Below are 21,479 nucleotides of genomic sequence, written 5' to 3'. Positions count from 1 at the left end.
TTATGACGACCTTGATACATAAGGCGTTTCATGTAAATCTATTTTCTGGTTCTTCAAGACTTTTATCCATAACCTAATGGCAGAAATCAGGACCGTGATCACCACGATCATGAAGATGGCACATAGGGCAGCATCCACATAATCATTGACGATAACCCGCTTCATCTCGGCCAGATTGGCTGCCGGAGCAAGAACTTCCCCGCTATCATAAGCCGCTTTAAATTTATCCTTATGTGCTAAAAAGCCAATTGCCGGGTTTTCGTGGAACAGCTTTTGCCACCCTGCCGTCATGGTCACTATCAACAAGAATGTAGTGGGCACAAGAGTGACCCATGTGTACGCTTTTTTGCCCATTTTGAAAAGGACCGTCGTCCCAAGCAGCAATGCAATGGCGGAAAGCATCTGATTCGCAATTCCAAACAATGGCCAAAGGGTATTGATTCCGCCAAGAGGATCAATGACCCCTTGATAAAGGAAGTACCCCCAACCGATTACACAAATGGCAGTCGCAATAATATTGGGCAGCCATTTATTCGTTTCGGCAAATGGTTTGTAAAAGGTGCCGATGATATCCTGTATCATAAAACGTCCCACCCTGGTTCCTGCATCAATGGTGGTCAATATGAACAATGCCTCGAACAGTATCGCGAAATGATACCAGAACGCCATCAGGGACGCCCCCCCAATCACTTGCGAGAAGATATGGGCCATGCCGATTGCAAAGGTTGGAGCCCCTCCAGTACGGGATATAATGGTCTCTTCCCCAACATCGGCTGCAAGGCCGGTAATCATCTCAGGTGTCACAAGGAAACCCCAATCTGATATCGTGGCAGCCACTTGCGCTGGTTCCGTTCCCACAACGGCCCCCGGGCTGTTAATGGCAAAATAGATGCCTGGCGTCAATACACAGGCGGCAATCATCGCCATGATGGCTACAAAGGATTCAGTCAACATCGCCCCGTATCCGATTGGACGTGCATGCGATTCGCGTTCAATCATTTTAGGAGTCGTACCTGAGGAAACGAGTGCATGGAATCCCGATACCGCTCCACAAGCGATCGTAATGAATAGGAACGGGAATAAATTGCCGGAAAATACAGGTCCCGTTCCATCGATGAATTGAGTGACGGCAGGCATTTCAAGGCTCGGCATGACAATAAAGATACCTAGTGCAAGTCCGATGATCGTACCGATTTTCAAGAATGTACTTAAATAATCACGCGGTGCCAATAACATCCATACAGGCAAAACGGAGGCAACGAAACCATAGACAATCAACATGATGGCAATCGTTTCCCCGCTGAAAGTGAACATTGGCGCCAATGTTGCACTCTCGGCTACAAAGCGGCCGAAATATAACGCGAGCATCAAAAGTATGATTCCGATAATCGACCCTTCACCAACCCGTCCCGGCCTTATATAACGCATGTAAATGCCCATCAGGACTGCAATCGGTATGGTCGAGGCAATCGTGAACATTCCCCACGGACTGCCCACCAGCGCTTTTACGACAACCAGGGCAAGTACCGCCAGTAAAATGATCATGATACCGAGGATACCGATCATCGCTATCAAGCCTGTAATCGGTCCAATCTCCTCTTTGATCATCTCTCCCAAAGATTTGCCGTTACGGCGCATCGAACCGAAAAGAATGATGAAATCCTGTACGGCACCAGCCAAAACAACTCCGACTACAAGCCATAGCGTCCCTGGCAAATATCCCATCTGCGCTGCAAGGATGGGGCCTACGAGAGGTCCAGCTCCGGCAATTGCTGCAAAGTGGTGGCCAAACAACACCCATTTGTTTGTAGGTACATAATCTTTCCCATCATTATTCGCTTCCGATGGAGTCTGGCGATTGTCATCTAGCTCAAACACTTTCCGTGCAATGAATTTACTATAAAAGCGGTATGCAATTGAATAAACACAGAGTGCCGCAGTAACAATCCACATGGCATTGATGCTTTCCCCCCGGTTTAGCGCGACGAAACCAAAACTCACCGCACCCAATGCAGATATAATCCCCCAAAGAATAACAGACTTAAGCGCTTTCATTTTTTTCCATCTCCTCTCTATCGATCTAGTGTACAACTATAAAAAACCTTCATTTATAAGGGGCCAGGGCAGTATTTCTCCCCGTACCCATTAAATTTAAAGAATTTTATATATATTCTGAATTATATGTTACCGTAAGGTTTTTTAGCAATAGCAATTTAGTCAATTTGTAATGTATTTTCCATTATTTTGTCGATAATTCCCTCCTTTCCCACTTTGGTGGAATCAATGATTTCCATGCTTTATAAAAATCGTATTGTGTGAACGCATTTTTAGAAGGTTCATCATTAAATGAACGGGATGCAATCCCCAAGTTTATGATGCTCATTATGGGACCAACACAAAAAATGCGCGCCGGATGGCCCACATTTTTTCTTTATCCTATCTGATTTTCCCTTAATGAGCTGCGGTTTAGATCGTAATAAAAACCCCTCTGCCGCAACAATTCATCATGGGATCCTTTTTCAATGATCCTTCCTTCATCAAGTACGAGGATTTGATCACTTTGCTGAATTGTATTCAATCTGTGGGCAATGACAAAACTTGTCCTTCCCTCCATCAAGCGCTGTAATGCTTCCTGGATTTTAAGCTCGGTTATCGTATCTATGCTACTTGTCGCTTCATCCAAAATCAATAAAACGGGATCCGCTAAAATAGCCCTGGCAATCGATATTAGCTGGCGCTGCCCCTGACTTATTCCACTGCCATCTTGATTCAAGATGGTATCGTATCGATCTGGCAGTTTCATGATAAAGGAATGGGCATTGGCAAGCTTGGCTGCATTCACCACTTCTTCATCTTCCGCCTCCAGCCGGCCGTAGCGGATATTTTCACGAATCGTACCTTGAAACAAGAAGGAATCCTGTAAAACGAAGCCCATATGCTTACGGAGACTGGACCTCGTCACCTGTTGGATATCCTGGCCGTCAATCAATATCCGGCCACTGTTCGGCTCGTAAAAACGGGCAAGAAGATTAATGATCGTGGTCTTACCTGCCCCCGTGGGACCTACAAGCGCGATGGTCTCCCCTTTTTTTGCATGGAAACTAACATCATATATCGTTTGCCCTTCATCATTATACGAAAAGGAAACACCCTCAAAGTCCACCTCACCGCGTACTTCACGAAGTTCAGAAGCCTGTTTCTCATCCACTTCTTCTTCTTTTTCATCAAGTATGGCGAAAACCCGTTCAGCACCGGCAACAGCTGAGAGGAGTGTATTGAATTGGTTAGCCAGGTCATTGAGCGGACGGGTGAATTGCCTTGAGTACTCTGTGAAAATGACAATGACCCCGATGGAAACCGTACCTATGCCACTCAGCGCCAAAAACCCGCCGACAGCGGCTATTACCGTGAAACTTAAGTTGTTCAGTAAATTCATCAGTTTTGGGATCAGCCCTGAGTATGATTGTGATAGGAATCCGGCTTTCTTTAAATTTTCACTCCGGATGATAAAATCACGGATCACTTTATCTTCCTGTGAAAAAGCCTTTACGATCCGTTGTCCGGAAATCGTTTCTTCTATAAACCCATTCAGTTCTCCAAGGTTCTTCTGCTGTGCTTTAAACAGCTTTCCCGTCCTGTTCGTTATCCACCTCAGGCCGAAGAACATGAGAGGAACGATGAATAAGGTTAAAATAGTTAATAAAGGGCTCAAATACAGCATGACTCCGATCGTCCCGACAAGTGTCAGCACACTTGAAAAGATCTGGATGACGGAACTATTCAAAGTGGAACTGACATTTTCAATATCATTCGTGACCCTACTCATCAACTCCCCGTGCTGACGCCGATCAAAAAAGGGAATGGACAACTGGTGAAGCTTTTTGAATAGTTGATTGCGCATCGCATAAACCGTATCCTGTGCAATTCCGATTATCCAATAATTCTGAAGCCACATGGAAAGGGAATAAAATATGTAGACTCCGAGAAGCCCTAAAAGAAGGCTGATCAGCCCCCCGCTATCCCTTGTGACAATATAATCATCAATGGCCATCCCAACAAGAAAGGGTCCAAGCAATCCCAAAACCGAGCTTATCAGTACCATGAAAAGGACACAAAATAGCAGGCTTTTATTCGTTGCCAAGTAGGGAATGATCCTTTTTACCGTATTCCAGGAGTTGACCGGTTTAGACTTTGCCTTATCGGGAGATATTCTTCGACTCAAGCGAAATCCCCTCCTCCCCAAACTGTGAGCGAACGATTTTTCGATAAAGATCGCTTGTTTGCATCAAATCCTGATGTTTCCCCAGCGCAAGGACTTGACCGCTTTCCAGCAACAAGATTTTGTCAGCCTCCATGGCTGTACTGATTTTTTGTGTAATGATGAGCGTTGTGCATGTATAGTCCTTTAAAGCGGCAAGCAATTTACTTTCCGTCTTCAAATCCAGGGCACTTGTACTATCATCCAGAAGGAGAATCTTCGGTTTGCGCACCAATGCTCTTGCAATCGATAAGCGCTGCTTTTGCCCTCCCGAAAGGTTCACTCCTTTTTGCCCCAACTGGGTTTCATATTGCTTCGGAAGTTTCATTACGGTCTCATGGACCTGAGCATGCATGGCCGCAGCCATGATTTCCTCCACCGAGGCACCCTCTTTTCCCCAAGCGACATTATTTTTTATGGTCCCCGAAAAAAGCAGGGCCTCTTGCGGTACATAGCCGATCCTGTTCCGCAGCGAATTCAAGGGAATATCTTTCAGATCCTGGCCATCAATTTGAATGGAGCCGCTTTCAACTTCATATAATCTCGGAATCAGCTGAAACAGTGATGTTTTCCCTGATCCTGTCGCTCCTATGATGGCAAGCGATTCTCCCGGATCGATGGAGAAGGTCAGGTTTTTCAATATCGGGGTTTCGGTTCCAGGATAGCGGAAAGATACATCCAGAAACTTAATGCCTCCCCCATTGACGGCCCCACTCTTGCTTTCCGCCTTACCTTCATCAATATCTATCGGGGTTTCAAATATTTCCGTCACACGTTCCGCTGAAGCCTTCGCACGGGAAATGACCATGATCAGCCATGAAAAAACGGAAAGGGATGCCGCGATCCTCGTGGCATAGTTGACAATCGCCACAACTTCCCCTACCTGTATATCTCCCGTTGTTATAAATTCACTTCCAAGCCAGAGAATGATCAGAATCGCCACATTCATGACAAGCATCAGCACAGGCATCGTCGTTTCAATTAAACGAAGGGAAGACACAGTCTTTCTTTTCAACTCTTCATTCGCATCGTCAAATCGGCCGATTTCATGCTCCTTACGAAGAAAAGCTTTGATCAAGCGCATGCCTATCAGGTTTTCCCTCATGACTCCATTGACATTATCGAGTTTTTTCTGGACGAGCTTAAACAGATTAGCCGCCCGCTTCATAACCCATCCCAAGAAGAAAACCAGAACCGGAATTGAAATGACCAATACGAGGGATAATTTCAAATCGACCGCAATAGCCATGATCGCTCCGCCGATTACGATCAACGGCGCCCTTGCCATGATACGCAAGCCCATAAAAATCGTATTTTGAAGTTGGGTCACATCATTCGTCATCCTTGTGATCAACGAGGAAGTCGGGATATTATTCAAGTTCGCAAAAGAAAACGCCTGTATTTTACCAAAAAGGCTTTTCCTGACATCATGTCCAAAGCTTTGACTTACATGTGATGCCGTAAATGAATTAACGATCCCGCCAAGAAATGAAAAAACGGAAAGTCCAACCATGACACTTCCCCATTTAATCACCACCGATAAATCTTTCTGCAAAATGCCATCATCAATGATTTTTGCTATAAATAGAGGTTGTAATAGCTCTACCCCGAGCTCGACAATCATTAAGGATAAAGCAAGAATGATCAAAAGCCAGTATGGCTTAAGAAATGAGGACAATTTTTTCATCTATGACACCTTCGATTCTCCGTATGTAAATAGCATCTTTTCATCCTCTCATTATACATTTTTATACAGATTTTTTAAAAGATTTTAACCGTTTTAAAGCATTGGTAAATATCTTGAATTTTTTTATAAATACCCTTGACAAATAACAGGAAATAAGCGAAAATTCTAATTGATAATGATTTTCAATTTCATTATCGATCTCTGAAATTTGATAAGCAATTACGATATTCTCTTATCGTACCCTTTTGATATTGTACATAGATACAATGTCGCCCCGGCTTCTCTGTGCCTAGTAAAATTATATGCTCATTAGCGAATGCAAGTCACTAGAATATTGCCCCCTCTTTATTCAAGTAATTTATTCACATTGGAAGCATATTAGGCAGCCGGGGATTATTTTTTTCAACTATTAAACTTACATATATGATTAAAGGAGCAGGATGATCATGATACTAGAAGATATCATTAAAGAACGGCGCAGCATCAAACGATTTAAGGACATTCCTGTCCCTATTGATACCATCCAATCATTATTGGAAACTTCGACATGGGCACCGAACCATAAAATGACCCAGCCATGGCGCTTCGTCGTGGTGCATGGTGATAGCCGTTTAAAACTCGCAGAAGCAACACGTGCATTCATGGAAGGCAAAGAGAAGGACCCTGAAAAGAAAAAAGCAGCCGGACAGCGAGGATATAATAAACTCATAGGTGTACCAATGTTTGTCGCAGTGATCATGGAAGAGAATCCGAATCCCATGACACGTGAAGAAGATTATGCGGCTACAAGTGCCTTGATCCAGAATTTCAGCCTGCTTGCCTGGGAACAGGGAATCGGGATGATATGGGAAACATACGGCATGATACACAGCATGGAGTTTCGTGAAGCTTTGGGCGTGAAACCAGGCGAGAAGATCGTCGGCAGCCTTCACGTTGGCTATCCCGATATGATCCCTGCCCCGCGTCCAAGGAACGCGATCGATCAACTCCTGACCATTATGGACTAACATAAAAGGAAAGCCTCCAATCTTCCAGTTGGAGTCTCAGACTGTAGACAAACTCGATGAAAACCGGGTTTTCTACAGTTTTTTTATGCTTTTACAATTTGAACGTTGATTTCCCCTCAAGGCACTCGCTTTCCGCGGGCGGTCCGCCCTCGGCTTACGCCTGCGGTGTCTTAGACGCGCGCTTTTCCCACAGGAGCCTCGTGCCTTACAATCCAATCACATATAGTTAGAACTTATTCCTACATTCTTTTTTGTATTATATAGAAGTATTTAACTAGGTGATAAGGATGCTTTCTATTCTATTCAGCAAGATCATTTATAATATGGTGTAAGATATGTATGAGGTTGGCCCCCCCTTTTTATCCACTTCAAGAGCGTCAACTCCGTTCTCCTCCAATTGCATTTGCCACTTGTCATATGGGTATTAAATTAAAACAGACGCACTGAACCCTGCAGCGCGTCTGTTAGCTTGTAATGATTATCCCCACACGGTCATTGCCACTACCATAAAGAACCAGATAAAAAGGTATGTATAGTGATTAAAAGATTAATCGCAAAAAACCCCCTTCTAAAAGGAGGTCCCTAAACGCTCATACTCAAAAGAACTCGTGATATAATGCCTGAATTGCCGTCTCTTCGTTGTGCCCTTTCACACCGAACATCATGCTTACCTCCGAAGAGCCCTGGTTGATCATCTCAATATTCACCTTTGCTTCGGCCAAGGCTTTTGACGCTCTTGCCGTTGTACCGACATTATGGCGCATTCCTTCCCCTACAACCATGATCAAGGCAAGATCATGCTCCACATTCACTTCATCGGCATGAAGCTCTTTCTTGATTCGGGAAATGATTTTCTTCTCGGCATCCCCTTTCATCTGGTCCTGCCTAAGAATAAGCGTCACATCATCGATGCCTGATGGAATATGCTCATATGAAACTCCATAATCCTCGAGGATGTGCAGCAGTTTCCGGCCAAAACCAACTTCCCGGTTCATCAAATATTTGCTAATGTAAATACTGCAAAATCCTTTATCACTCGCAATCCCAATAACCGGCCCGTTCGTATTATCCCGTGCATTCACAATGCGGGTCCCTTGTGCCGCCGGATTGTTCGTATTCTGGATATGGACAGGTATTCCCGCACGGAATGCAGGAATCAGCGCCTCATCATGAAATACCGAGAAACCTGCATAAGAAAGCTCACGCATCTCACGATAGGTCAGTTCCCGGATTCCCTTCGGATTGGAAACCACATTTGGATTCACCGCATAAACGGCATCCACGTCCGTAAAGTTCTCATACAAATCAGCTTTGACCCCATTCGCAAGAATCGAACCCGTAATATCGGAACCGCTTCTTGAGAAGGTTAACACATCACCATCTAATGTATATCCGAAGAATCCTGGGAATACAACGATTCCTGGCTCATCACGCAGAGCATATAACCGATCATAAGACTCTGGCAGCACCCTGGTAAATCCACCTTCATCCGTTACGATCAAGCCTGCCTTCTTCGGATTGATATACTGTGCCTCCACTCCAAGGCTTTGGAAATAACCTGCGACCAGCTTCGCATTATTATCCTCGCCACCGGCCTTCAAGGCATCCAGATAGCGCTTCGGGTTAGATTGATCTGCATGCAGCAGTGCCATTAAATTTTCATGAATCCCTGTGATGACACTCTCGGATATATCCAACTCTTCAGCAATGCTCGCATAGCGGGATACAACATCTTCTATCAAATGCTCTCCGTTATCCCCGCGCAGCTGCTGTTCCGCAGCTTCAATCAATAAATCCGTCACCTTTATATCATCGGAATTGCGTTTTCCTGGAGCGGAAACGACCACAATCTTCCTCTCTGGATCAGAAACAACAATTTCGAATACCTTCCTCAACTGTTCACCTGACGCAAGTGAACTTCCACCAAACTTTGCAACTTTCATCTCGACATCCCCTATTTTCGTAAATATTCTGTCAAAATTAACTCTCCCTATTATTACGCTTTTTCTCGAAACAATCAAGTGGAAATTCCATTATAGAAGGACATTTGTGCTTTTAAAAAGGACAGAATGACAGAACCACTGATCGAAATCAGCTATAAACTAAAAAAAGGACAACGGGCATATGCCCATTGTCTCTCCATTCTTTAGCGATTATCCACGGTTTCCGGGTATAAGTCATGATTCATCAAGCGGTAATTCGCCATTTCCTCATACTTCGTACCTAGTTTCCCATAATTCGTGTAAGGGTCGATGGAAATTCCGCCCCTTGGTGTAAACTTGCCCCATACTTCAATATATTTAGGGTCCATCAATTCGATTAAATCATTCATGATGATGTTCATGCAATCTTCATGGAAATCACCATGATTGCGGAAGCTGAATAAATAAAGTTTCAAAGACTTGCTTTCCACCATTTTCACACTGGGAATATAGCTGATGTAAATGGTAGCAAAGTCCGGCTGGCCCGTGATCGGACATAAACTAGTGAATTCCGGGCAATTGAATTTGACGAAATAATCCCGGTTCGGATGCTTGTTATCGAATGATTCAAGGATTTCAGGAGCATAGTCGAATGTATATTTTGTTCCTTGATTCCCAAGCAGTGTGATATCTTTTTTTAATTCTTCTTCTTTTCTTCCAGACATGAAAAGTCCTCCTAATCCCACATTTCAGGGAGATTCATAAAATGGGCCTCTATATAACAAAAACCATATCTCCTCAAAGATATGGTTGATTCGCGAAAAATATCAAAGCCATAGTTTTTTTAAGAGGGTGATGCTATGAACCTCTCCCGTTTATCGGGAAATATTTTAAAATTGTCATAGTAAATATAGAAAAAATAATCTAATCTGTCAATCATACATTTTAAATTTGGTTTGATTCTTGATGGCATTCAGCTTAAAATGTAGAAGAAGTTTATCCTACATGAAGGAAGAGATTAAGTCAATGTGGATTTTTGCAGCACTCATCACGAGTTTATGTTTCGGAATCAATAACAGCATTTTTAAATGGAGCAGCGGAAAAGGGTATTCCAAGATACATATCCAATTTTTCTTTTATTTTTCAGCATTTATTTTGTCCATTGTTTATGGAGTATTAATGGATGGTTTACAGATGAACTGGCTGTCCATCATGCTTGGTGCAGCAATTGGTGTACTGAACGCCAATGGTAACATCCAGATGGCAAGCGCCTTTGAAAAGGGTCCGGCAAGCTTGACATCTCCATTAATCGCAGCGAATGCCATATTCCCCATTCTCTGTGCAGCTTTAATTTTCCACGAACATATTTCTTCCTTGCAGTGGAGTGGAATCGCCTGCATGTTTATCGCTACATTAGTCATCCAATATACACCTAATGCAAAAGGTAATCATCAATATGTCCCATGGATGATGCACACATTACTCTCCATCTTATCTTTTGGTGTGCTCGGCATTCTTATGACGACATCAACACGTCTTCATTTAAACTCCCTTGATATCCTTGTATCAATGTATGGAGGCGGAATGCTTTATCTTCTTTCGGCTCTAGCCTTTAAAAAAGAAAAAATCAAGCTAAAGGAAGTCAAAATCGGTTCCTTAGTAGGCTTTTTAAGCATGATAGGCTATGGATGTTATTTCTTTGCTTTGAATACCGGCATCGCAAGCATCATTTTCCCTGTCGTCAGCCTGAACTGTTTGGTTGTCGTATTCGCTGGATGTTATATATTCAAGGAAAAACTAAAAACCTATCAAATTGCCGGTGTTCTTGCAGCATTAATCGGTATTATTTTAACTAAAATATGAATATAGTTCGTATAATAAAAACGACCTGGCTGTCATGTATATAAGCCAGGTCGTTTTTTATTTAACCGGAAAATGGAGAAGGTCAAAAAAAAGTATTGACACCTCCTGAAAAATATCAGATAATTTTGAATATTAACTTTCTCGATTTTACTGCTTTTGAAATGTTTGATTATCCTTCTGCCACGGGTATAAAAGAAATAGGTACAACCACCTCATTTAATTCTGAATCAGGAAAGGAAAGATGCATAATGGTAAAAGTTACAGTAACAGTTGATTTCCAAGGAAAATCTTATCAAACTAACGTCCTAACTAAACCGGGTACTGATCATGAAGTAATTTTACAACAAGCCCTTCATCAAGTTGAAAAACAATGGAAAGCATAAAAAAGCAGGCATCGCAATAGATACCTGCTTTTTTTTACCTTAAATACTATCCAAAATACTTTTCATATGCACGATTAACGACCCTCTTACAGCAATTCCCTCCTACTTAAAAACACATTTAATTGTTTTTTCAAAAGACACTAAAATCAAGATGCCAGTTTTTGCACTAAAATTTTTATAATGAAAAATATCTAATTGAAATGTAATTATATTAAAAGCCTTATAAAAAAAGACGGTCTTTTTAAGGCGCGTCTCAGCTGTAGACAATTTAACCGTTAATTCCACTCCAGGCACTCGCTTTCCGCGGGCGGTCCAGGAGCCTCCTCGGCGCCTTTGCGCCTGCGGGGTCTCCCTTGGACTCGCTTTTCCCGCAGGAGTCCCGCATCTTCCGTTCCAATCAACTTTGTTTTAAAATTTAGTTAGAACCCTTTTGTTTGCAAACTCAAAGACGGTCTTTTAAGGACCGTCTTTTTAATGTTCTATTAAACTAAATTTCTTATTAATGGCATGGAACGTTCTTGGAGGCTATCGGAAAACAGACTATAAGAAATGAGCTTCTTCTTGTACTGTTTAACTACATCCACGCGGTCGCTGTAAATATATACAAATAACCTAACATCCTTTTTGCCTCTTTTAGTATCAATGACCAATGGAGTCCCGCTGTTCTCTGGATGTAAAAACAATTGCTCGTTCCCTGGGAATATATGATTTTTCTTCAAAAACCTAGCGTTATTAAAATAATTAATAACTTGAATTTTTTCTTCACCTTCCAAACGTTTTCCGTCAAAGGTTACGATCGCATTCCCGCCACTAATTTCTGCGTGTATTTTAAATTTGCTGATAATCCAATTAACTGCATCGGTTGGAAGACAGGAAACCAATATTTTTAACAGACTTAAGATAATTGTCAAAATCAAAACCGGCAAAGTCAATTCATCATCTCCGCTACATTTATAAATTAATTCTTATATAACTTATTATATCAAAAGGTGCTGACCGTTTTTCTTAGTAGATGTGTCCGTTCTATTAACGTTTCACTTTAGTAAAACATTTCACTTAAAAGCACGGGCGCGCTTCGAAAGTGTAAATATAATGTTGCGAAATGGTTATACTAAACAATATGGTTTCGATCACATCCTTGTTATCAAACTTCCATGAGTGAAATGGATAGAACGGTATAAAAAACAAAAAAACTGGGCGTCATCAAGACGCCCAGTTTTTCCGGAATCGATTATTGATATCCCCAAATCATTGTTAGCATTGTACCGAAAATTGTAACCAATGCAACGAACAATCCGTAATAAACGTTTGTATAAATCGATGCTTTATCTTCAGACTCACCTGCGTGCATGAACATAACTAATTGAAGTGCAGCTTGCATGAAAGCTGTAACAAGAAGGATGATCATAGCCATTTTCAGTGAGAGATCAAACATAATAACTGATAGTGCGACCAAAGTCAGGACTAGTGAAAAGGCAAATCCCATAACTTGGCCCCGTGGGAATAATTCTTTCATATTACATCATTCCTTTCAGGTAGACGAAACTGAAGATGAAAATCCAGACAACGTCTAAGAAATGCCAGTAAAGTGAAAAGATGAAAGCCTTGTTTGTTGTTTCTGGAGTCATACCGCGCTTTTTGATCTGCATGATGATGAAGGTTCCCCAGAATAAACCAAGTGTAACGTGAGCTCCATGCGTACCTAGTAATGTAAACAAACTAGATAAGAAAGCACTTGTTTGAATGGTTGCTCCTTCATGTACATACTCCACGAATTCATAAATTTCGACTCCCAAGAAGCCTAAACCAAGAATAAGGGTGATGATGAAGAAACCAATCGTTGCTTTCTGCCTTCCAAGTCTCATTGCATTGATTCCAAGACCAATGGTAAAACTACTGGTTAAAAGAAAGATTGTTTGAAACATCAGGGTTGGGAGTTTAAAAAGATGTTCCCCTGTTGGACCATTTCCAGTTCCATCAACTAATACAAAATAAGTGGCGAACAGTGTAGCGAAAAGAGCTATTTCTGCTCCTAGGAAAATCCAGAATCCAAAAATCTTTAAGCGATTTTCTTCCGTGCTATATTCTAGTGGCAGCGAGTTATCTATTTTCATTACTTAGCACCTCGCAATTTATTTTCAGTTTCTTCGATCTCTTCAACAGAGATATAACGTCCGTGATCTTTTTCGAATGAACGGTGAATCATACAAGCAAAGATACCGATCGTTGCAATGATTGCAATGATCCACATGCTGAATACCATCGCAAAGCCCCAAACGAAGAAGATACAGCTCATGATAAACGGCACACCACTGTTATTTGGCATATGGATCTTTTCTACTTTACCGCCAAATAATTTAAAGCCTTTTTTCTTTGCATCCCAGAATGCTTCTGTAGAATCAACTGTTGGCACAACTGCAAAGTTATATTCAGGGATTGGAGTATGTGTAGCCCACTCTAGAGAACGCGCATCCCATGGATCGTTTGAAATATTTCTTGACGCATAACGAGTGCTCCAATAGATATTGTACACAATAAGTGCAAAACCTATTGCCAAGCCAATCGCTCCAACGAACGAGAGCATATTCAATGGACCATACCCTGTTGATTCAGAGTACGTATACATACGACGTGCCTGCCCATCTAAACCAGTGATGAACATCGGGAAGAAGGTTACATTAAAGCCGATTGTAATGAACCAGAACGACCATTTCCCAATTTTTTCGCTCAACATGAAACCGAACATTTTTGGCCACCAATACGTGAAACCAGCTAGTACGGCAAATACAGTACCAGGGATTAAAACGTAGTGGAAGTGAGCTACTAAGAACATTGTATTATGGTATTGGTAGTCAGCACTTGCCATTGCAAGCATTACCCCTGTTACCCCACCGAGTGTGAAAATCGGAATGAAAGCTAAAGAGTAAAGCATTGGAACAGTAAATACGATTTTACCTTTCCAAAGTGTGAACAACCAGTTGAAAATCTTAACACCAGTCGGGACGGCAATTGCCATCGTGGTAATCGAGAAGATACCATTAACCATCGCACCGTGACCCATTGTATAGAAATGGTGAGCCCATACAATGAAAGACAGAGTAGAAATAGCTACCATGGAGATAACCATCGAATTATACCCGTACAGGTTACGACGTGCAAATGTCGAAATGATTTCACTGTAAATACCGAAAGCAGGAAGAATTACTATATAAACTTCAGGATGTCCCCAAACCCAGAACAAGTTAGCCCAAAGCATATCGCTACCGCCATTGGCCATCGTAAAGAATTGAGTTCCGAATAGACGATCCATTGTCATCAACGCAAGTGCCACTGTCAATACAGGGAAAGCGAAAACGATAATGAAGTTAGTGATCAAGATAGACCATGTGAACATTGGCATTTTCATTAAGTTCATGCCAGGTGCTCTCATTTTCAAGATTGTTACGATAAAGTTGATACCAGTCAGTAATGTACCGATACCTGCTATTTGAAGTGCAATCGCGTAATAGTTCGAACCTACTGATTCACTGAAATCGTTACTTGCCAGCGGGAAGTAAGATGTCCAGCCTGCATCAGGGGAACCACCGACTACGAAAGAGATGTTAAATAGCATTGCCCCCATGAAGAATAACCAGAAGCTTACTGCGTTCAGACGTGGAAATGCTACGTCACGCGCTCCAATTTGTAATGGTGTAACAATGTTCATTAACCCAATGATAAATGGCATAGCCATGAACAGGATCATGACGACCCCGTGTGTTGTAAATACCTCATTATAATGCTGTCCATCCAAAAGACCGTTATCTGGAATAGCCGTTTGAGCACGCATCATAAGAGCATCGACGCCACCACGGAAGAGCATAAGCAGTGCTGCCAAGATGTACATGATACCAATACGTTTATGGTCAACCGTTGTTAACCACTCACGCCATAAGTAACCCCATTTTTTAAAATAGGTAATTCCGGCAACAACCGCAATCATGGTTAAACCAATCGCAACCATGGATGCATAAATCGCAGGACTTGGATGAGGTACGGCAAATCGATCAAAGTAATCCATACTTTTGTGACTCCTTTCAGGAAAATATTCCTTATCTTGTAAACCTAGTTGTTTTATCGAACGAAAATTAATTCTTAGTGATCATGATTCATGTTGCTGTGTTCTGAATGTTCCTCGTGTGAATCCTTGGAATCATGTTCTTCAGTATCAGAAGATCCGTGGTCATGACCAGCATTTTCCCCTTCAGGAGCTGGTGAAAACTCTAAGTGAGTTCCAGTGTAAGTGGATTGTCCCACATGACCAGGTTTTAATAATTCATTGAATTTTTCCTCAGTAATCGGTTTAGCAGTAGCTTTAATTTCATCTACCCACTTATCGTATTCTTCTGCAGAAAGTACATTAACGTTGAACGTTTGCTGAGCAAAACCTGAACCACTGAAGTTTGAATTTCGACCCATATACTCTCCTGGTACATCAGCTGCTAAGTGCAACGTGTTAACCATGTCCGACATCGCGTATTTTTGTCCTCCAAGTTGCGGAATCCAGAAACTTGAGATTGGACCGAATGAGTAAAGTTTAAATTCAATTGGTCGGTTAGTAGGTAAAAACAGATAGTTGACTGTTTCGATATCTTCTTCCGGATAACTAAAATGCCACTTCCAGTTGGAAGATGAAGCGTAAATAATTAAAGGCTCTTGATCTCCGTATCCTTTAGGTGTTGCCTCAACTTCATTTGTTGTTTTAACAGTAACAACGGATAGGAAAGCGACGATTAAAATTGGGATCGCAACCCAAATTATTTCAAGAACCTTACTTCCTTCAATATGAGGCGGTTCATAATCATCACGTTGTTTGGAAGCACGATATTTCATTATCATGAAAATATACAGTACCATAACGACAAGGACGACAAAGGCCATTGTCCATATCGAAATCATAATAACATCTGCTTGTGTTGCAGCTACTGGCCCTTTAGGGTCCAAGACCATTAATGGGTTATCGCAACCGGTTAGCACAGTGGCAATAGTAAAAAGTATAGTTAATAGAGCCCATTTTATTTTCATAGTACTACCCCTTTCTTACATAATAAAATTCCAATTGGTAATTATTCGGACAAAGTGTTACCATGTTCACAAACCCCGACATACCAATATTAATCCCAAGTCTAAAAAAAGACAATACAAAGTGACATCTGTCACATAAAGTTCATTAAAGAGCAGTAAGAAGATGGTAAATGAACGGAAATGTTCGAAAATCTTCAGCAAATGAAATATAATAATTGTTTAATAACATACCTATGGAAATTCACTTATCAGTACAGGATTGCATATATTACCGATCCACTATCCGTTTATTATTACTCTAATATAATGAAATGAAAATTCCTCATTATACTCACCGTGTATATTGCCTCAACCCCACTCAAGAATATGAATGATATTACCTATCCTGTCAAGTAGGTGTTTATCGTTGGAAAACATGATTTAAAACGGATTTTTTAAACCCGGCCATGGAAGTTGGTAAATGATAACCGCACTGGATACGATGTTGAATCCAGGCCTCAAAACTCTTAGGATCCAACACTGGTCAATATTATATATATATAAGGAAACCATGAGTGTGTAATTGGGCTCTTTCCCCTCACAATACTCATTGCCCTCAGTATTCCTAAACAGGCTTTAGCAGTAGTCATGGATGAAATAATTCAGGGGTCGGTCAAACTTGTTGCAACTGTTCATGTTTATCAGTCAGCAGGATAGGACTGAAACCATTATTGGAAAAGGACATTTGGCGGTTCATTCAACTCCTCCTTTGAAGCCCACGACTTCCTTATTGCATCTTCAAGTAAAAGTACAAAAAAAAACCACAAAAAAAGGACTTTGAAAAAATGTCCTTTTCTCGTGGATATAGTTCAAAATGTAAAGTTAGAACTTCCTGAATACGGGCAGTTCTGTTTGGATATCCAAGCACATCGTATGCATTCAATGAAAGGGTTCCTTAAAATATTTTAATACATAACGAGTGCCGTGTATTGTATTAAAATTTAATCGTTACAAATGATATGAAAGCGCATTCGATGATTGGAATCAAATTGGCTCCCTGATAAACGAATCAGCTAGTTTTGTTCAAACATGTTAGTGAACCTGATGATAGTGAGCCAGTTCATTACGCTATATTCTCGGTTTTAGTTACTGAATTCCGTACTTCTTTTTGTATGAGTTTTAGCCTTTGATTTCATTTTTATGATTTTAGTCGTTTCCGGTTCAATTCTTTCACCTTTATGTGTATTCATTACCATTTCTTCTGTCAGGACAAAAAATATACCAACTAGAAAAATGGCAGCTGCACTTAGTGTGATGGCGATTCCAACAACGGTAAATATATAATCCTTATTGTAATCGCTTACAAAAAAACTTAAAGCAAAAATAATAAATCCGATTACACAACCTGTGCCCGATACCCATTTCACTGCATCTAACATCTTCTGATTAGCTTCCATAATTTCATCCCCTTTCTTTCTATTTTATGACATTTCACAAATTTGTCAAATCTTTTCTATTTTTTAACATATTAACGATGAAAACCTTGACAAATAGAAGCCGCTACCATTCACTCTTAGGCATTCAAGCCTATATGAAAAATATGTAAAACAGTGCAAATACACTATCTATTTTTCCGTTATTAACCTTTTGTATACTATTAAAAACTTCTAAATAAAAGGCCCCTGATGAATGATCAGGTGCCTTATCTCTTTCTATGGTTTTTGCAAGGTTATCGTTACCGTTTTCTCTTCAGTACCTCGATATACTTTAATTTTTACTTTATCGCCGATTTTCTTATCTGTATATAAGTATTTCCTTAATGCTGCGGCAGTATTTATTTTCGTTCCATCAATATCAACAATGATATCCTGTTGCTTAAGCCCTCCGTTCGCCGCAGCCGAGCCCGCTTCTATACTCGTCACCATTACGCCGGATTCTGCAGCTTCTGGAACATTTTGAATGTAATATTGCGGCAGTTCATCTATACTGGCCAAGCTGACTCCTAAATACGGACGCGTGATTTTTCCATTTTCAATCAGTTCCGTAACAATCGGAATCACATCATTACTTGGTATGGCAAACCCTAAGCCTTCCACGCCGTTTTCGGAAATCTTCAGACTGTTTATACCGATCACTTCCCCAGCGGTGTTGATCAATGCACCGCCGCTATTACCAGGGTTGATCGCTGCATCTGTTTGAAGGACATCTAGTGCCCACTCCCCGTCCGAGGTATCGACTGAAATGGTGCGTCCGGTCGCACTTACGATTCCTTGTGTAACCGATCGTGAAAAATCAAGTCCAAGTGGGTTGCCAATTGCCAATACTTCTTCACCTGGACGCATGCTATCAGAATTCCCGAATTTAATTCCCTCCGGTGCTTTCGAGGAATCAATTGTCAAAACCGCCAAATCCGTCAAAGCATCAGCCCCGACAACAGCTGCCGTTGCCTTTTGTCCGTCATACAATGAAATTTCGACTTCCTTAGCACCTTCAATAACATGATTGTTCGTGATGATATAGGCTTTCCCATCAACTTTTTTATAAATGACCCCTGAGCCAGTTCCGCTCTCTACCGTTTCGCTCTCCGTGCTTTGCCGCTGGTACGGGTTCTGGCTTTGCATCTCCTGTAAATTCACGACCCCTACAATCGATTTGGATGCTGATTCGACCATCTCTGCCCTATCATTTGAATCCGTACTTGCCGATAACTTTTCCGCCGTGACACTTTTATCCTTTTCAACACTGTCCGTTTGCTGTATTCCTGCCGTTTCGGCTGACTCATTCACTGAACTTTTCCCTTGATCTATAAAGTCTCCGCCAAATAAAAATACAGACGATGTAACCATAGAAGCAACCGTTCCGGAAACAAGGCTAGTTATCCAGAGAGACTTACCCTTTTTCCGTTCTGCCTTGACTCTGACTTGCTCCTCACCATTATAATTCTCCATCTTTATCCCTCCTATGATTGTCCTTTACTTGCCTCAATCATAAACAGGAAATATTAAAAAATTCTTAAGAAAATAAAGAATTAGGCTGTCTTTTAACAAAAATCATAAAATTTTATCGAATCCTGTATGTTTCCGCACCACAAAATAAAAAAGGCCAAACAGGGGCCTTAAATTCGACTATTCAGTTATCCTACATGACTTCATAAACTTCTTTGGTCTCCTTATTCACGCCATACCAGCCCCAAGTGGTTTTGTGGCCGCTTTTCTGACTAGGATCATCTACCTCGAAAACATGAAAAATATAATCTCCCTTTTCGGCATCATGATCATATTCGATTTGTAAATGTGAAAAATTTTCCATATCCACGTAATCCTTCACAAGCTTCTCCGCCTGAGATTTACTTAAGGCACGATCCGAATCCTTGCTTCCTTCTTTGCCTTTTGTATCCGTTGCCGCCTCATCTTCTGCTTTGAATCCTTCCTCAGTAGTTTCCTCCGCCGGTTTCGCTTCATCATTTCCCACTACTGCTTCTATCGTGGCTGAGTCTGAAACCGGGTGCATTTCCTCAGCCTTTGAAACCATTTGTTTGCCTTCCCGATATTTTGCTTTATATGTGGTTGCTTCTTCAAAATCTTTTTTGGCCGATTCAAAATCCTGTTCGTCGTATTTCTTCATTCCACTCGCCAGCAAACCGGAAAGATCCATTAGCTCCCTTGATTTAGGTGTTTTTCCTTCTTTATAAGCTAATTCAAATGCCTCGTGGGCTTCTAAATAATTTTCCTCATTCAACTGACTTTTCCCTAAATCCATGTTGGAGTCATAATTCCTTGTTACGCAGCCTGAAGCAATCAACACAAAAAAAACAACCATGATTGACCTCTTCACTATATCACCACTCCATTTACCATATTATTCTGTAAATCCATCTTAAACCATTTGATAAGGAATCCGATACCTTTATTTCCTATCTTTTTCATTAAGGAAATGTTTACTTTCATGATTAACTTTTTACAAATAGTGGTACAGAATAGATAAACGCTTGAAAGGGTGATGTGCAGAATGATACAGGAAAAACAGACCTACCATGTCGATTTGGTCAGCGGCGACGTACTCGGACAAAAACTTGAAGAGAATCCGAGCTTCACTGTACACGCAACTGATGAGGAACTTGCAGAATTGAAACAATGCTTGGAGGAACACCGGACAGATGACCTGGAGGCATATGCCCGATCACATGTGCCCTACCTTCTCTATCATCATGACCGGGCAAATGATAAATACGATGCAGCCATGAAAAGGCTTTATGCCCTCATTTATAAATTAGGGGATGAAACGGCACGAAATCATATTGAAGAAATTGGCATATTGAAAGATAACAAATTCGAGGGAAATGAAGAAGTGCAAAAGTTCAAATAAGAAATAGGAACAGAACCCGAAATTCAAAGGTTCTGTTCTTTTATGATCAAGTTTACAAAAGGGTTTCATTCCCTTGGGAATCACTATGCATTTTTAGAAGAGAGAATTTTCAATCCACATATTTATCCTTCAAATAATCCGAACCGATGCCGCCAATAACCATCAAAGCTAATGGTAAAAAATTCGATACAACTGGCATGCTTTTTAAAATGGTAATATCGGTGCCAGCAAATTTGTTAAGACCAAAAATAATTAATTTAGACACTAATAAAAATGCTCCTATTACTAACACGATATCAAAAAACATTTTCCTTTTTGGAAATGCTAACTGCTTACTTTCCCGTATTATTTTTTCTTTCAATTCCTCGTCACTCCTTAATAATTCATCTACCGTAATCTGAAATAAATCACTCAGATTAATGAGTACCTCAATACTTGGGTAATTTTTTCCCGTTTCCCATTTGGACACAGATTGGCGACTCACATGAATCTTCTCTGCAAGATCATTTTGTGACCAATTTCTTTTTTCCCGTTCTTTTTTTAATCGTTCGCTAAAAATCATAATAAGTTCATCGCCTTTCCTTCTCCTAGTATTGTGAGATGAATCGTGCAAAGTAAAGATAGTAATGAGCGCAATACTATGCAACCTATGAGTGACACCGAGGAATACCTTGATATACCAGGGTTTTCGTTTAATTTTATGGAACTGCTGCAGAAAGAAAAAACATGAAAACTTCCAGTTGATTTCAGAAATCCGCTCCCTTTCCGCCGACTGTCTGCCAAGCCTCCTCGGCGCAAGCGCCTCCGGGGTCTCGGCTAGACAGTTATTCGGCAGGAGTGTCGCAAATTTCTTCAATCTAATGAGGGTTTCATAAAACAATAAAACATTAATAAGTATAACCTATTTAGTTTTAAAATCATGGTTCGGGATGTACCCTCTAGAAGCCTTTG

Annotated in this window: 18 protein-coding genes and 1 riboswitch; of the genes, 4 read left to right on the top strand and 14 right to left on the bottom strand. The window is 41.0% G+C overall.

Annotated elements, in window-relative coordinates:
* The 3 genes from MHB45_RS00450 to MHB45_RS00440 form a co-directional block, all read right to left on the bottom strand.
* On the bottom strand, window positions 1–2,055 hold the full coding sequence (locus MHB45_RS00450) for a carbon starvation CstA family protein (RefSeq protein WP_048685007.1): 2,055 nt from the start codon (window positions 2,053–2,055) through the stop codon (window positions 1–3).
* A gap of 376 nt (window positions 2,056–2,431) precedes the next feature.
* Window positions 2,432–4,222: an ABC transporter ATP-binding protein gene (locus tag MHB45_RS00445; RefSeq protein ID WP_237766583.1), complete on the bottom strand. Its 1,791-nt coding sequence runs from the start codon at window positions 4,220–4,222 to the stop codon at window positions 2,432–2,434.
* Window positions 4,197–5,945: an ABC transporter ATP-binding protein gene (locus MHB45_RS00440; RefSeq protein ID WP_072272357.1), complete on the bottom strand. Its 1,749-nt coding sequence runs from the start codon at window positions 5,943–5,945 to the stop codon at window positions 4,197–4,199. The genes MHB45_RS00445 and MHB45_RS00440 overlap by 26 nt, the downstream gene beginning before the upstream one ends.
* A 446-nt stretch (window positions 5,946–6,391) precedes the next feature.
* Between MHB45_RS00440 and MHB45_RS00435 the strand changes: the two genes are divergently transcribed.
* On the top strand, window positions 6,392–6,952 hold the full coding sequence (locus MHB45_RS00435; protein ID WP_072272356.1) for a nitroreductase family protein: 561 nt from the start codon (window positions 6,392–6,394) through the stop codon (window positions 6,950–6,952).
* 596 nt (window positions 6,953–7,548) lie between these two features.
* On the opposite strand, the gene MHB45_RS00430 is transcribed toward MHB45_RS00435, so the two are convergent.
* Window positions 7,549–8,895, bottom strand: a complete 1,347-nt coding sequence (locus tag MHB45_RS00430) for an aspartate kinase (protein WP_048684996.1) — start codon at window positions 8,893–8,895, stop codon at window positions 7,549–7,551.
* Window positions 8,896–9,098: 203 nt separating this feature from the next.
* On the bottom strand, window positions 9,099–9,599 hold the full coding sequence (queF, locus tag MHB45_RS00425) for a preQ(1) synthase (RefSeq protein ID WP_072272355.1): 501 nt from the start codon (window positions 9,597–9,599) through the stop codon (window positions 9,099–9,101).
* 104 nt (window positions 9,600–9,703) lie between these two features.
* A riboswitch (PreQ1 riboswitch) is annotated at window positions 9,704–9,749 on the bottom strand.
* Window positions 9,750–9,879: 130 nt separating this feature from the next.
* Between queF and MHB45_RS00420 the strand changes: the two genes are divergently transcribed.
* Window positions 9,880–10,737, top strand: a complete 858-nt coding sequence (locus MHB45_RS00420) for an EamA family transporter (RefSeq protein WP_226990471.1) — start codon at window positions 9,880–9,882, stop codon at window positions 10,735–10,737.
* Between the two features lie 95 nt (window positions 10,738–10,832).
* The gene (locus MHB45_RS00415; protein ID WP_072272354.1) at window positions 10,833–11,120 is read left to right on the top strand and encodes a BA3454 family stress response protein; all 288 of its coding nucleotides are present in this window, start codon (window positions 10,833–10,835) and stop codon (window positions 11,118–11,120) included.
* Between the two features lie 482 nt (window positions 11,121–11,602).
* On the opposite strand, the gene MHB45_RS00410 is transcribed toward MHB45_RS00415, so the two are convergent.
* The 8 genes from MHB45_RS00410 to MHB45_RS00375 form a co-directional block, all read right to left on the bottom strand.
* Window positions 11,603–12,052: a YfmQ family protein gene (locus MHB45_RS00410; protein ID WP_048684984.1), complete on the bottom strand. Its 450-nt coding sequence runs from the start codon at window positions 12,050–12,052 to the stop codon at window positions 11,603–11,605.
* A 299-nt stretch (window positions 12,053–12,351) separates the two neighbouring features.
* A complete protein-coding gene (gene qoxD, locus MHB45_RS00405; RefSeq protein WP_048684982.1) occupies window positions 12,352–12,636 on the bottom strand; it encodes a cytochrome aa3 quinol oxidase subunit IV in 285 nt (94 codons plus the stop codon).
* Between the two features lies 1 nt (window position 12,637).
* On the bottom strand, window positions 12,638–13,234 hold the full coding sequence (gene qoxC / locus MHB45_RS00400) for a cytochrome aa3 quinol oxidase subunit III (RefSeq protein ID WP_048684979.1): 597 nt from the start codon (window positions 13,232–13,234) through the stop codon (window positions 12,638–12,640).
* On the bottom strand, window positions 13,234–15,180 hold the full coding sequence (qoxB, locus tag MHB45_RS00395; RefSeq protein WP_048684976.1) for a cytochrome aa3 quinol oxidase subunit I: 1,947 nt from the start codon (window positions 15,178–15,180) through the stop codon (window positions 13,234–13,236). The genes qoxC and qoxB overlap by 1 nt, the downstream gene beginning before the upstream one ends.
* 74 nt (window positions 15,181–15,254) lie before the next feature.
* A complete protein-coding gene (qoxA, locus tag MHB45_RS00390) occupies window positions 15,255–16,184 on the bottom strand; it encodes a cytochrome aa3 quinol oxidase subunit II (protein ID WP_072272352.1) in 930 nt (309 codons plus the stop codon).
* A 1,121-nt stretch (window positions 16,185–17,305) separates the two neighbouring features.
* Entirely contained in the window at window positions 17,306–17,620 is a 315-nt protein-coding gene (locus MHB45_RS00385) for a hypothetical protein (protein WP_048684972.1), read from the bottom strand.
* 255 nt (window positions 17,621–17,875) lie between these two features.
* Window positions 17,876–19,111 carry a S1C family serine protease gene (locus MHB45_RS00380; protein WP_072272351.1) on the bottom strand — a complete coding sequence of 412 codons (1,236 nt, stop codon included), beginning with the start codon at window positions 19,109–19,111 and terminating at the stop codon, window positions 17,876–17,878.
* A gap of 190 nt (window positions 19,112–19,301) precedes the next feature.
* Window positions 19,302–19,982 carry a hypothetical protein gene (locus MHB45_RS00375; RefSeq protein ID WP_048684969.1) on the bottom strand — a complete coding sequence of 227 codons (681 nt, stop codon included), beginning with the start codon at window positions 19,980–19,982 and terminating at the stop codon, window positions 19,302–19,304.
* A 189-nt stretch (window positions 19,983–20,171) separates the two neighbouring features.
* Between MHB45_RS00375 and MHB45_RS00370 the strand changes: the two genes are divergently transcribed.
* A complete protein-coding gene (locus MHB45_RS00370; RefSeq protein WP_048684962.1) occupies window positions 20,172–20,528 on the top strand; it encodes a hypothetical protein in 357 nt (118 codons plus the stop codon).
* A gap of 109 nt (window positions 20,529–20,637) precedes the next feature.
* Here MHB45_RS00370 and MHB45_RS00365 read toward each other — a convergent pair whose 3' ends face one another.
* Window positions 20,638–21,090: a helix-turn-helix domain-containing protein gene (locus MHB45_RS00365; protein ID WP_072272349.1), complete on the bottom strand. Its 453-nt coding sequence runs from the start codon at window positions 21,088–21,090 to the stop codon at window positions 20,638–20,640.
* Between the last annotated feature and the right edge of the window lie 389 nt (window positions 21,091–21,479).

Origin of the sequence: Peribacillus sp. FSL K6-5616, assembly GCF_038008245.1 — a bacterium.
Lineage (GTDB): Bacteria > Bacillota > Bacilli > Bacillales > DSM-1321 > Peribacillus > Peribacillus frigoritolerans.
The sequence above is the reverse complement of the archived record's forward strand: the minus strand, read 5'-3'. Positions and strand labels throughout refer to the sequence as shown.